The sequence below is a fragment of the Arthrobacter sp. 210 2 genome, from assembly GCF_059093025.1.
On the sequence record NZ_JBNHIE010000012.1, the window covers coordinates 81,566 to 93,997 of the forward strand.

Annotated in this window: 12 protein-coding genes; all 12 read left to right on the forward strand. The window is 66.1% G+C overall.

Going from position 1 to position 12,432, the window contains the following annotated elements; genetic code table 11:
- The first annotated feature begins 39 nt into the window (after window positions 1–39).
- The 12 genes from AC5RWA_RS19100 to AC5RWA_RS19155 all read left to right on the forward strand — a co-directional run bounded on the left by AC5RWA_RS19100 (window position 40) and on the right by AC5RWA_RS19155 (window position 12,301).
- Entirely contained in the window at window positions 40–1,461 is a 1,422-nt protein-coding gene (locus AC5RWA_RS19100; protein ID WP_494058684.1) for a replication-associated recombination protein A, read from the forward strand.
- Between the two features lie 170 nt (window positions 1,462–1,631).
- Window positions 1,632–2,258: a 30S ribosomal protein S4 gene (rpsD, locus tag AC5RWA_RS19105; protein WP_043454433.1), complete on the forward strand. Its 627-nt coding sequence runs from the start codon at window positions 1,632–1,634 to the stop codon at window positions 2,256–2,258.
- 145 nt (window positions 2,259–2,403) lie between these two features.
- Window positions 2,404–2,778, forward strand: a complete 375-nt coding sequence (locus tag AC5RWA_RS19110) for a DUF948 domain-containing protein (protein WP_079596215.1) — start codon at window positions 2,404–2,406, stop codon at window positions 2,776–2,778.
- 17 nt (window positions 2,779–2,795) lie between these two features.
- Window positions 2,796–3,026: a DUF6167 family protein gene (locus AC5RWA_RS19115; protein WP_181884855.1), complete on the forward strand. Its 231-nt coding sequence runs from the start codon at window positions 2,796–2,798 to the stop codon at window positions 3,024–3,026.
- Window positions 3,027–3,151: 125 nt separating this feature from the next.
- Entirely contained in the window at window positions 3,152–5,830 is a 2,679-nt protein-coding gene (alaS, locus tag AC5RWA_RS19120) for an alanine--tRNA ligase (RefSeq protein WP_494058713.1), read from the forward strand.
- A gap of 7 nt (window positions 5,831–5,837) precedes the next feature.
- On the forward strand, window positions 5,838–6,437 hold the full coding sequence (gene ruvX / locus AC5RWA_RS19125) for a Holliday junction resolvase RuvX (RefSeq protein ID WP_275725638.1): 600 nt from the start codon (window positions 5,838–5,840) through the stop codon (window positions 6,435–6,437).
- Window positions 6,434–8,044: an endolytic transglycosylase MltG gene (mltG, locus tag AC5RWA_RS19130; protein WP_494058685.1), complete on the forward strand. Its 1,611-nt coding sequence runs from the start codon at window positions 6,434–6,436 to the stop codon at window positions 8,042–8,044. Before ruvX ends, mltG begins: the two co-directional genes overlap by 4 nt.
- Entirely contained in the window at window positions 8,041–8,901 is an 861-nt protein-coding gene (locus AC5RWA_RS19135; protein ID WP_275725641.1) for a shikimate dehydrogenase, read from the forward strand. The genes mltG and AC5RWA_RS19135 overlap by 4 nt, the downstream gene beginning before the upstream one ends.
- Before the next feature lie 25 nt (window positions 8,902–8,926).
- Window positions 8,927–10,126 carry a chorismate synthase gene (gene aroC / locus AC5RWA_RS19140; protein ID WP_079596210.1) on the forward strand — a complete coding sequence of 400 codons (1,200 nt, stop codon included), beginning with the start codon at window positions 8,927–8,929 and terminating at the stop codon, window positions 10,124–10,126.
- The gene (locus AC5RWA_RS19145; RefSeq protein ID WP_079596209.1) at window positions 10,126–10,695 is read left to right on the forward strand and encodes a shikimate kinase; all 570 of its coding nucleotides are present in this window, start codon (window positions 10,126–10,128) and stop codon (window positions 10,693–10,695) included. The genes aroC and AC5RWA_RS19145 overlap by 1 nt, the downstream gene beginning before the upstream one ends.
- Window positions 10,692–11,783 carry a 3-dehydroquinate synthase gene (gene aroB, locus AC5RWA_RS19150; RefSeq protein WP_079596208.1) on the forward strand — a complete coding sequence of 364 codons (1,092 nt, stop codon included), beginning with the start codon at window positions 10,692–10,694 and terminating at the stop codon, window positions 11,781–11,783. The genes AC5RWA_RS19145 and aroB overlap by 4 nt, the downstream gene beginning before the upstream one ends.
- Window positions 11,783–12,301, forward strand: coding sequence for a hypothetical protein (locus AC5RWA_RS19155; protein WP_079596207.1), 519 nt, complete (start codon window positions 11,783–11,785; stop codon window positions 12,299–12,301). Before aroB ends, AC5RWA_RS19155 begins: the two co-directional genes overlap by 1 nt.
- Window positions 12,302–12,432: the final 131 nt, after the last annotated feature.

Here is a 12,432-nt window from a genome sequence, read left to right on the forward strand (position 1 = left end):
CCGGCAGGAAAGCCGAACGACTGGAAGTAGCCTATCTATGTGGATGATCTCTTCGGGCACGGGCCCGGTAATGACGACGACGGCGACGACGATGCGCCTGCCGCCGCCCGGACTGCCGGGGGAGGGGGTAACACTTCCCCCCGCGGTCCGCTCGCCGTCCGGATGCGTCCCCGCACCCTCGACGAGGTAGTTGGCCAGCAGCACCTCCTCGGCCAGGGCTCGCCCCTGCGCCAGCTTGCTGCAGGGGCGGGAGCAGACACCTCGGGCCCCGCCGGTCCCACCTCGCTCATTCTCTGGGGCCCGCCGGGAACCGGCAAAACAACGTTGGCGCACGTGATTGCCCGCGGAACGGGCCGGAAGTTCGTGGAGCTCTCGGCGATTACTGCCGGCGTCAAGGACGTGCGGCGCGTCATGGACGACGCACTCACCGCCCGGGACCTCTACAAAACCACTACGGTCCTGTTCCTGGACGAGATCCACCGTTTCAACAAGGCCCAGCAGGATGCCCTGCTTCCGGGGGTGGAAAACCGCTGGGTGGTGCTGGTGGCCGCCACCACGGAAAACCCGTCGTTCTCCGTGGTCTCACCGCTGCTGTCCCGTTCCCTGCTGCTGACGCTCCGCCCGCTGACGGACGGGGATATCGAAGGGCTGATCCAGCGCGCCGTCGCTGATCCGCGCGGACTGAACGGGAAGGTGGACCTCACCGGGGAAGCACTGGACCATTTGGTCAGGCTCTCAGGTGGTGATGCCCGGCGTGCCCTGACGGCCCTGGAAGCTGCGGCAGGTGTGGCCTTCGGTGACGCGGACGATGCGGGGGAGGGGCCGGTCGCCGTCGACCTGAAGCACACGGAACGCGCACTGGACGTCGCCGCGGTAAGGTACGACCGTGCGGGCGACCAGCACTATGACGTCATCAGTGCTTTCATCAAGTCCATCCGCGGCTCCGACGTTGACGCAGCCCTGCACTATCTCGCGCGCATGCTCGAAGCCGGCGAGGACCCCCGCTTCATTGCGCGCCGGATCGTGATTTCGGCCTCCGAGGATGTGGGTATGGCTGATCCCACTGCACTGCAGACTGCGGTGGCGGCGGCGCAGGCCGTCCAGCTGATCGGCATGCCCGAGGGCAGGATCATCCTCGCCGAGGCCGTGGTCCACCTGGCCACGGCACCCAAGTCCAATGCCGCCTACATGGGGATCAACCAGGCCGTCGCCGACGTCCGCGCAGGCCTTGGAAATGGAATCCCCGCGCACCTGCGCGACGCGCACTATCCCGGTTCGAAGCAGCTGGGCCATGGCGTGGGTTACAAGTACGCCCACGACGCCCCGCATTCCGTGGCCACCCAGCAATACCCGCCGGACGACCTGGTGGGAAGGGACTACTACAAGCCCACCGGGAACGGCGCCGAACGGGACATCGCCGTCCGGCTGGAGCGCCTGCGGAAGATTGTCCGGGGGAAGTAACCGCCGTGGTAGGATAGATGTTTGTCTGGCAAGGCACGGACGCGCAATCCCCCCGAATTTCTTCGAGTTGGTTATGCCCTGTGCCCAGTAGCAAAAGGCAGCGGTTGGCCGATGCTCTCCATCGTGGAGGCCAGTAACACTGACACACCGCAGATATTGGAAGGACACAAGTGGCTAACAACACTCGTGCTCGCCGTCAGGCCCGCCTCTCGCGGTCCCTCGGCATCGCTCTGACCCCCAAGGCCGCCAAGTACATGGAGCGCCGCCCGTACGGCCCCGGTGAGCATGGCCGCGCCCGCAAGAAGCAGGACTCCGACTACGCCGTACGTCTGCGCGAAAAGCAGCGCCTGCGCGCCCAGTACGGCATCCGCGAAGCACAGATGACCCGTGCCTTCGAAGAAGCACGCCGCACCAAGGGCCTGACCGGTGAGAACCTCATCGAACTGCTCGAAATGCGCCTTGACGCCCTGGTCCTGCGTGCCGGTTTCGCCCGCACCATCGCCCAGGCCCGCCAGCTGGTTGTGCACCGCCACATCATGGTTGACGGCATCCGCGTTGACCGTCCGTCGTTCCGCGTCGGCGAGGGCCAGCTGGTCCACGTCCACAGCCGCAGCGAAACCATGGTTCCGCTCCAGGTTGCAGCAGCCGGCGCCCACCGCGACGTCCTGCCCGCCGTTCCGGCCTACCTGGACGTCAAGCTCGAGGCACTGCAGGCCCGCCTGGTCCGCCGCCCCAAGCGCTCTGAAATCCCGGTGACCTGCGAAGAGCAGCTCGTCGTCGAATTCTACGCACGCTAATCCCAGCAGCGTATCCAAAGAAGCCCGTGGCAAGCGCCACGGGCTTCTTTGTATGTAAGGTACTTGGGGGACATCCGCGGAATGCGCTTTTCGGCGCCGCGTGCAGGATGTTGCGAACCACAGAATTTCGAGGAGATGAACGTCTATGTCTGGTGGCGATATTGCCGGCCTGATCGCTGCCGGGGTGTTTGCGCTGCTGGTGCTGCTGCTCGCCGTGCCCATCCTGAAGCTCGGCAAGGTCTTCGACGAGGTACGGACTGCCATCAGGTCCATCAGCGACGGCGCCACGCCCCTGATGGATGAGGTCACCGCCACGGTATCAACCACCAACCAGCAGCTGAAGAAGGTGGACGGCATTTCATCCAACGTCTCGGACGCCTCCGCCAACCTCTCGGCTTTGTCCTCCCTGGTTGCCGCCACCGTTGGCTCGCCGCTCATCAAGGTGGCTGCGTTCAGCTACGGTGTCCGCACCGCGCTGGCCAACCGCAAGAAGCCCGCTGCCGGCCGCCGCAGCCGCTAAGTCCGGAAAGATCTAAAATGAAACGACTTGTTTGGATGGGAATCGGCGTGGCCATCGGAGTCATCGCCTTCCGCAAGGTGAGCGAAGCGCAGTCCAACCTGGGGCCGGAAGGCCTCAACCGGGCAGTGGGGCGGCTGGCGGACGGCGTCTACGACTTCGCCGACGCCGTCCGGGCCGGAATGCGGGAACGGGAAACGGACCTGCGGACCGCGCTCGGCGTCGAATCCGGGGAAGTGGCCCGCCGCTGACCGGCAGGCAGCCGCCGGCCAACCGCCTGAACCACCGGCAGGAACCGCCTACCTGGGGTCCTGCCACCTGAACGAATATTTCCGCGCCGTCCAATGCGCGGACCAAGAAGGGTATGAAACAGCTCATGAAGTCGCAGGAGATCACAAAGCGCTGGGTTGACTTTTTTGTCAGCAAGGGCCACACAGCGGTTCCCTCCGCGTCGCTGGTCTCCAGCGACCCCTCGCTGCTGTTCACGGTGGCCGGCATGGTGCCGTTCATCCCCTACCTCACGGCCCGCGAAGAAGCCCCCTACTCCCGCGCCACCAGTGTGCAGAAGTGCATCCGCACCGGCGACATTGAGGAAGTGGGCAAGACTGCCCGGCACGGCACGTTCTTCCAGATGTGCGGCAACTTCTCCTTCGGCGACTACTTCAAGGAAGACGCCATCAAATTCGCCTGGGAGCTGCTCACCAAGAGCGTTGACGACGGCGGCTACGGACTTGCGCCCGAACTGCTCTGGGTGACGGTCTACGAAGAGGACGACGAAGCCAAGGAACTCTGGCTGAAGAACACCGGCGTTCCCGCCGAGCGGATCCAGAAGATGGGCAAGTCGGACAACTACTGGCACACCGGCCAGCCCGGCCCGGCCGGCCCCTGCTCGGAAATCTACTACGACCGCGGCCCCGCCTACGGTGTTGAAGGCGGTCCGCTGGCGGATGAAAACCGCTACATCGAGATCTGGAACCTCGTGTTCATGCAGTACCAGATCGAAAATGTGCGTTCCAAGGAAGACTTCGATGTGGTGGGCGAGCTGCCCAAGCGCAACATTGACACCGGCCTTGGCATGGAGCGCCTGGCCATGATCCTGCAGGGCGTCGAAAACATGTACGAGACGGACCAGGTCCGGCCCGTCATCGACAAGGCCGCCGAGCTGTCCGGCAAGGAATACACCTCCGCCGAAACCGACGAGGATCCGCACCACACGGACGACGTCCGGATGCGCGTCGTCGCCGATCACATCCGCTCCGCCCTGATGCTGATTTCCGACGGCGTCACCCCCTCCAATGAAGGCCGCGGCTATGTCCTGCGCCGCCTCATCCGCCGTGCCGTCCGTTCCATGCGGCTCCTGGGTGTGGAGCAGGCCTGCCTGCCCGAGCTGCTGCCCGCCTCCCGGGACGCCATGAAGGGCGTTTACCCGGTTGTCGAAACCGACTTCGCACGGATCAGCCGCATCGCATACGCGGAAGAGAAAGCCTTCCTGCGCACTATCGCCTCCGGCACCGCACGCCTGGAAGACGCCGTCAAGGAGTCCAAGGCCGCGAACAGGCCGCTGTCCGGCGCAGACGCCTTCACCCTGCATGACACCTACGGGTTCCCCATCGACCTCACCCTCGAAATGGCTGAGGAAGCCGGGCTCAAGGTTGACGAAGCCGCGTTCCGCAGCCTGATGCAGGAGCAGCGCCAGCGTGCCCAGGCCGACGCGAAGGGCAAGAAGGGCGGCCACGCCGACCTCTCTGCCTTCCAGGAGATCCTTGGCCAGGGCGAGACGGTCTTCACCGGCTACACCGAGCTCGACGGCGAATCCCGCGTCCGCGGACTGCTCGCCGCCGGACGTCCGGTCCAGCAGGCCGCAACGGGCGATGAAATCGAGCTGGTGCTCGCGGAAACCCCGTTCTACGCCGAAGCGGGCGGACAGGCAGCCGATACCGGCCTCATCACCGGCGACGGGTTCGTCGTCGAGGTCCTCGACGTCCAGCGCCCGCTCAAGGGCCTGAGCGTGCACAAGGCGATCGTTCGGGAAGGCGAAATCGGCGCCGACTCGCTGGTCCGCGCCGCGGTGGACCGCGACCGCCGGCACGCCGCGGAGCAGGCCCACACCGGCACGCACATTGTGCACGCTGCGCTGCACCAGATCCTTGGCCCCGAGGCCACCCAGCGCGGCTCCTACAACAAGGCCGGCTACCTGCGCTTCGACTTCGCCTGGGGCGAGGGCCTGAGCACTGCCACCCGCTCGGAAATCGAGGAAGTGTCCAACCTCGCCATCCGCAACAACTACTCCGTGGAGACCAAGGTGATGGGGCTGGCCGAGGCCAAGGCCCTGGGTGCCATGGCACTCTTCGGCGAAAACTACGGCAGCGAAGTCCGCGTGGTGGAGATCGACGGCGCCTGGTCGCGGGAGCTCTGCGGCGGAACCCACGTTGCCAACACCTCGCTGATCGGCAGCCTCTCCCTGCTGGGGGAGCAGTCCGTCGGTTCAGGAAACCGCCGGGTGGAGGCCTTCGTGGGCATGGACGCCTTCCGCCACCTGGCCGCCGAGCGTGCGCTGGTGACGGAGCTGACCGACATGCTGAAGGTTCCCTCCGGGCAGCTCGCCGACAGGATCGCCGCCACCCTCGCCAAGCTCAAGGCCACCGAGAAAGAACTGGACCGCCTCCGCAAGGAGCAGCTCGCAGCCTCCGCCGCACAGCTGGTGAACAGCGCCAGGGACGCCGCAGGCGTCAGCGTTATCGCCCATGACGCCGGCACGGTCAGCGGCGCCGACGACCTCCGCGGCCTCGCCCTTGACCTGCGGAACCGGCTCGGCTCCGCCGCAGCCACCGTAGCCGTCGCAGGCGTGGCGAACGACCGTCCCATGATCCTGGTGGCAACCAACGAGGCAGCACGGGCGGCCGGCGTCAAAGCCGGCGCCCTGGTCCGGCTCGCTGCCGGCATCCTTGGCGGCGGCGGGGGCGGCAAGGACGACGTCGCCCAGGGCGGCGGCACGGACGCCGGCAAAGTGGGCGCTGCCCTGGCAGCGGTCGTTGACGCCGTCGAACGGCGCTAACCCTGCCATGACCAATCCTGCAGCTGCCGGCGGCTACCCCCAGGGCGTGAAACTGGGGGTGGACGTGGGCACCGTCCGGGTGGGCGTGGCCATCTGTGACCGCGACTCCATCCTGGCAACGCCCTATAAAACGCTGGACCGCAACGCCAGGAAGAACTCGGACGTCCGCGTCATCGCCAAGCTTGCCGAGGAACTGGAAGCCGTGCAGGTCATCGTCGGTTTGCCCCGCACCATGAAGGGCGAAGAGCACTCGTCCGCACGGATGGCCACGGAGTACGCCATGCTGGTGGCCACCGAACTGGCGGCCCGCGGTCTGACGGTGCCCGTGAACCTCGTGGATGAACGCCTGAGCAGCGTCACGGCCCACCGCAGCCTGCACGAAGCTGGCATGAGCAGCAGGAATCACCGTAAAGTAGTTGATCAGGTCGCGGCGGCAGGTATCCTTCAGCACGCCATCGACATGCAGAAAGCCAGGGGAGCGGATGTCGGCTCACGCGTGACACCGCCTTCCCCGTCCGTGGGCCTGGGGGTCGGCGAGGTGGACGAGTCCGTCCGCGCTACCCCGGGGGACACGGCCCCATCTTCAGATAATGGAAGGCAACAGTGAGCCCTGCCAACATTGACGACGCTTCCGGCCCCTTGGACGCCGGGGCAGCGAGGCCGCTGACCCGCAAGGAAATACGGGCACGCGAAAAGAGCCTCAACACCGGCGGCCAGGGAACTGTTCCCGAGCAGGCGTACGAGACCGGACACGATGTTCCGCCACTGCCCGTGGAACCGCCGGCCGTACCCGCACCGCCCGTTCCTGAGGCTCCCGTGGCTGAGCCTGTTACAGCGGCCCAGCCGGTACCGGCCGCTCCCCAGTCACCCCCGTCCATCCAGGAGGCGCTTCCGGACGAGGCGGACCACCAGGATGATGCGCATGACGCCTACGCCGAACCTGCCTTGGTGGGCCACCAGTATGCCGCAGACACGCAGTATGCCGACCATGCCCACCACACGGGCGGGTACGACTACCCGGACCATGGCCAGGAACATGGTGAGGCCGCCCATCATGACGTCCACCACCCGACCCACTACGAGGCGCATCACGACGGCGGTACGCACCATGAGTTCCTTCCCGGTTCATCGGCAGCGCAGGTAGTGGCCAAGCCGTCAAAGAAAGTCCGTCGCCGCCGCAGGCTGCTGGCGCTGTTCCTGACGCTCGCCGTCTTCGTTACGGCTGTAGCGGTGGGCGCCCAGTTCCTGAAGCCCCTCCTTGGCACCGACAAGCCCAGCGATTTCCCGGGCCCGGGTTCAGGCGAAGTCCAGGTGACCGTCGACAATGGAGAGGGCACCCGGTCGGTTGCCGCCGACCTCGAAAGCAAGGGAGTGGTGGCCAACGCCGACACGTTCCTGCAGGCGTTCGCCGCTTCCGGGGGGATATTGTCGCCGGGCGACTACACCTTCAAGGCCGAAATGAAGAATTCGGACGCCGTCAACGTCCTGCTTGGCAAGGACAAGACCAAGGTCATCTACTTTGCCCTGAGCGCAGGACTGCGCGTTGGCGAATCACTGCAGGCCATCTCCGAGGGATCCGGCGTTTCCGTGCAGGACCTGCAGGCATTGAGTGACCAGCCGCAGCAGTTCGGCCTGCCCGCGAACGCGAAGAACCTCGAAGGGTACCTGGCCCCGGGTGAGCACCGGTTCCCGCTTGGCACACCGGCGAAGGACATCCTGCAGGCACTGGTCAAAATAACTGTCGACGAACTCGTATCGCAGGGGATCTCGGATCCTGCCAAGCAGTACGAGGCCGTCATCGTCGCCAGCATTGTGCAGGCAGAGGGTGGCCAGGCCGAATACGGTGACGTGGCAGGGGCCATCTACAACAGGCTCAAGCCCAACGACCAGACCAACGGCTTCCTGCAGGTGGACTCGGCCGTTACCTACGGCCTGGGAACCAAGAGCTACAACTTCACGGACGAGCAGCGCCAGGACAGCTCCAACCCCTACAACACGTACGCAAACCCCGGCCTTCCGCCGGGCCCCATCGGTTCGCCGGGCAAGACCGCCATCGATGCGGCCGCCAGGCCCAAAACCAATGACTACCTGTACTGGGTGACCATCAACCTGGATACCAAGGAGACCAAGTTCTCCCGCACGCTCGCGGAACACAACACCTACGTGGAGCAGTACAACGCCTGGTGCATGGCAAACGTGGGCCGCTGCGCATGAGCCTGCGGGCTGCCGTCCTGGGCCACCCGATCAGCCACTCGAAATCACCGGCACTGCATCTTGCCGCGTACGCGCAGCTGGGGATCGGGATCAGCTACACGGCCATCGACGTCACCGAAGGCCTGCTGCCTTCGCTGATGGGACAGATCCGTGACCAGCAGGGCTGGCGCGGGCTCTCGGTGACCATGCCGTTGAAGACCGCCATGCTCAGCCAGGTGGATGAAGTACGGGGCGTCGCCAAGACGTTGGGCGTGGTGAACACGGTTTCCTTCGAAGACCATAATGGGACGCGGAGATCCATCGGCTCCAACACCGATGTGGCCGGCATCGTCAACGCGGTCCGCCACGCCGGCAGCGCAGCAGCACCTTCAGCCGTCGTCCTCGGGGGCGGGGGGACTGCTGCATCAGCCGTCGCCGCCCTCAAGGAACTCGGAACGGCCCACGCCCAGGTCTTTGTCCGGGACACGTCCCGCACCGCAGACGTACGCGCGGCAGCGGAAGCCCTCGGCGTGGACCTGGAGATCCGCAGCCTCACTGACGCTGCCCGCCCCACGGCAAGTGCCGACGTCGTCATCTCCACCCTGCCGCCGCGTGCGGCGGACGGACTTGCGGCTGAAGTGGCGGCGCTGAAGACCCCTACCCCTGGCGTGCTGCTGGACGTGGCGTACGATCCCTGGCCCAGCCTGATAGCCACGGTGTGGCAGTCAGGCGGCGGCGCCGTGGTGCCCGGCCTGGAAATGCTGCTGTACCAGGCCGTGGAACAGGTGCGCCTTTTCACGCGCCGTGGAGATGACGTTAATGCAGCTGTCATAGATGTGATGTGTGACGCAGTCGGCCTTCCCCGACGGGCGTTGTGACCGCCCTAGTGGCAGGATGGAAATTATGTTGCGTTGGTTGACTGCCGGGGAATCCCATGGTCCGGCTCTGATGGGAATTATTGAAGGCGTCCCCGCCGGTGTGGAAATCACCAGCGGGCACATCGCCGACTCCTTGGCACGCCGCCGCCTGGGCTACGGGCGCGGCGCACGCATGAAGTTCGAACAGGACGTTGTGACCATCCTGGGCGGTGTCCGCCACGGACTGACCCAGGGCGGTCCCGTCGCGATCCAGGTGGGCAACACCGAGTGGCCCAAGTGGGAGCAGATCATGTCCGCGGATCCGGTGGATCCCGAACTGTTGGCCGACCAGGCCCGTAATGCGCCCCTGACCCGGCCACGGCCGGGCCACGCCGACTTCACAGGGATGCAGAAGTACGGGTTCGACGAAGCCCGCCCCGTCCTGGAACGGGCCAGCGCCCGGGAAACCGCAACCAGGGTTGCCATGGGCACGGTGGCTGCGCAGTTCCTTAAGCACCTCGGAATCGAGCTTGTAAGCCACACCGTCTCCATCGCCAGCGTGACGGTCCCCGAGGGCCGTCCGCTGCCCGTTCCCGCCAACGTCATCGCGCTTGACGCCGATCCGCTGCGCTGCTTCGACCGGGAAACCTCGGACGCCATGGTGGCTGAGGTGGACGCGGCGCACAAGGAAGGCGAAACCCTTGGCGGCGTAGTGGAGGTCCTCGCCTACGGCCTTCCCCCGGGACTGGGCAGCTACGTGCACTGGGACCGCCGGCTTGACTCCAGGCTCGCCGCCGCCCTGATGGGCATCCAGGCCATCAAGGGAGTGGAAGTAGGCGACGGTTTCCGCACCGCAGCACGCCGCGGTTCCGCCGCGCACGACGAAATCGTCCGGGACGCCGACGGCAGGATCGTCCGCACCACCAACCGCGCCGGCGGCATTGAAGGCGGCATGAGCATTGGGGACGTCCTCCGCGTCCGGGCCGCCATGAAGCCCATCGCCACCGTGCCCCGGGCACTGAAGACCATTGACATCAGCACCGGCGAGCCCGCCAAGGCCCACCACCAGCGTTCCGACGTCTGTGCCGTCCCGGCCGCCGGCGTGGTGGCCGAAGCCATGGTGGCGCTGGTCCTGGCCGAGGCCGTGACCGAGAAGTTCGGCGGAGACTCCGTGGCGGAAACCGCCCGGAACATCAAGGGTTACCTGGACGGGATTCCGGCGTCCCTGGACTCGATCGGACAGTAGTGCCGCACCGCAGCAATACCGGTCCTGTCGGTGACCGGCCGATTGTCCTGATCGGTCCCATGGCAGTCGGCAAATCCGCCATCGGGCAGCAGCTGGCCCAGCAGTTGGGTGCCCCGTTCGTGGATACCGACGCCGTCATCGTGGCGGGGCACGGGTCCATTGCCGATATCTTTGCCGGGCGGGGGGAACATGCCTTCCGCGAGATTGAGGCCCGAACCGTGGCCAACGCCGTCGAGGCCGCCGAAGGGACCACCAGCGTGATCTCGCTCGGGGGCGGCGCCGTCCTCGACTCCGGGACCCAGCAGCTGATTGGCCGCTGTACGGTGGTCTACCTCGAATGCGACGCCTCCACGGTGGCCAGCCGCATCGCCCGCAATTCCGGGCGGCCACTGCTGGCCGGTGACGCCATGGGCCGCTGGACAGCAATGTTCGCCACCCGCAAGCCGGTCTATGAACGGCTGGCAGACATCACCCTGGACGTGCGCCAGGGCTCGGTTACCGAGCTTGGCGCCCGGCTCGAAGCAGCACTGCGGACCTACGCAGCTGCCCAACAGGAAGTTGAAAAGTGAGCACCGAATCAACAGTGATCAAGGTCACCGGCGAATCCGCCGCCAATAACTACGACGTCGTCGTTGGACGCGGGCTGCTGGGCGAACTTCCCGGGCTGCTGGGTGAGCGCGTCCGGCGGGTCCTGGTGATCCACCCCCGGGCGCTTCGGCTTACCGGCGACACCGTGCGAGACGAACTGGCGGAAGCCGGGTTCACCTCACTGACGGCCGAGATACCGGACGCCGAGGAAGGCAAGCACATCCAGGTCGCCGCTTTTTGCTGGCAGGTGCTGGGGCAGAACGATTTCACCCGCTCCGACGCCATTGTTGCCGTCGGCGGCGGCGCGGTCACGGACCTTGCCGGTTTCGTGGCCGCCACGTGGCTGCGCGGTGTCAAGGTCATCCACATGCCCACCAGCCTGCTCGGCATGGTGGACGCCTCCGTTGGCGGAAAGACCGGCATCAACACCGCCGAGGGCAAGAACCTTGTGGGCGCCTTCCACCCGCCCGCGGCGGTCCTCGCCGACCTGGACACGCTGAACACGCTGCCCAAAAATGAGCTGATTTCCGGCATGGCCGAGGTCATCAAATGCGGTTTCATCGCCGACCCGGCCATCCTGGACCTGGTGGAAAAAGACACCGCCGCCGTCGTGGACCCGCAATCGGACACGCTCCGGGAACTCATCGAGCGGGCCATTGCCGTTAAGGCGAATGTGGTCTCCCAGGACCTGAAAGAGTCGGGACTGCGCGAGATCCTCAACTATGGCCACACCCTCGGCCACGCCATCGAACTCGTGGAACGCTACTCCTGGCGGCACGGGGCCGCGGTATCCGTGGGCATGATGTTCGCCGCCGAACTGGCGCGCAGCGTGGGGCGCCTCAGTGACGCGGATGCCGACCGGCACCGCAGCATCCTGGACGGCATGGGTCTTCCCGTCACCTACCGCCGGGACCGTTGGCAGGGCCTCCTGGACGGCATGCGCCGCGACAAGAAATCCCGCGGCGACCTGCTGCGCTTCGTTGTGCTGGACGGCGTGGCCAAACCGGGGATACTTGACGTCCCGGACACGTCCCTCCTGTTCGCCGCCTACCAGGAGATTGCTTCCTGATGCAGGGCGACATAACAGGAACGGCTGACTGGCCGGAAGCCGGCTTCCCCGGGATCCGGATCAACCCGGAGACCCTGCTGCCGGAAATCGTCAACGAGGACGCATGCCGTGCCGCTTTGGCGGACTCCACCGATCCGGCCGACCGGATCTTTGTCCTGATCGTCGAGGGACATGCTTCGGAAGCGGCGGAACTCCTGGCAGAGGCCCGCTTCAACGATCCCGAGTCATTCCGCCTGCGGACTTTCGAGGCCGAGGTGCTGCGGGTTACCCACCGGACGGACCGCGCCCTGGAGCTCTTCCGCCAGTTGCTCGGTGAGTTCCAGGGGACCGACCGTGAAGCCCTGGTCCTGCATTACCTGGGCAAGACGCAGTACACGGCCGGCCACATGTCCGCGGCCGTTGAGGCATTCACCCGCGCACTGGATCTCCGGGTTGCCCAGTCGGCCGACGCAGCCCTGATCTACTCGTCAACGGTGGCCCTGCAGCGGGCGCGGGACGCCCTGGACCTGGCCTGCTGAATCCGGGTCTCCAGCCCGCCGGCAAGCTGCCGCGTATTTACCGGTAGAATAGTTTTTGGATTTTTTCGAACCACGCGATTTTTGACAAACACGCGCCGGCGAGCCGTATGGCATGACTGGCCGGCATAGAA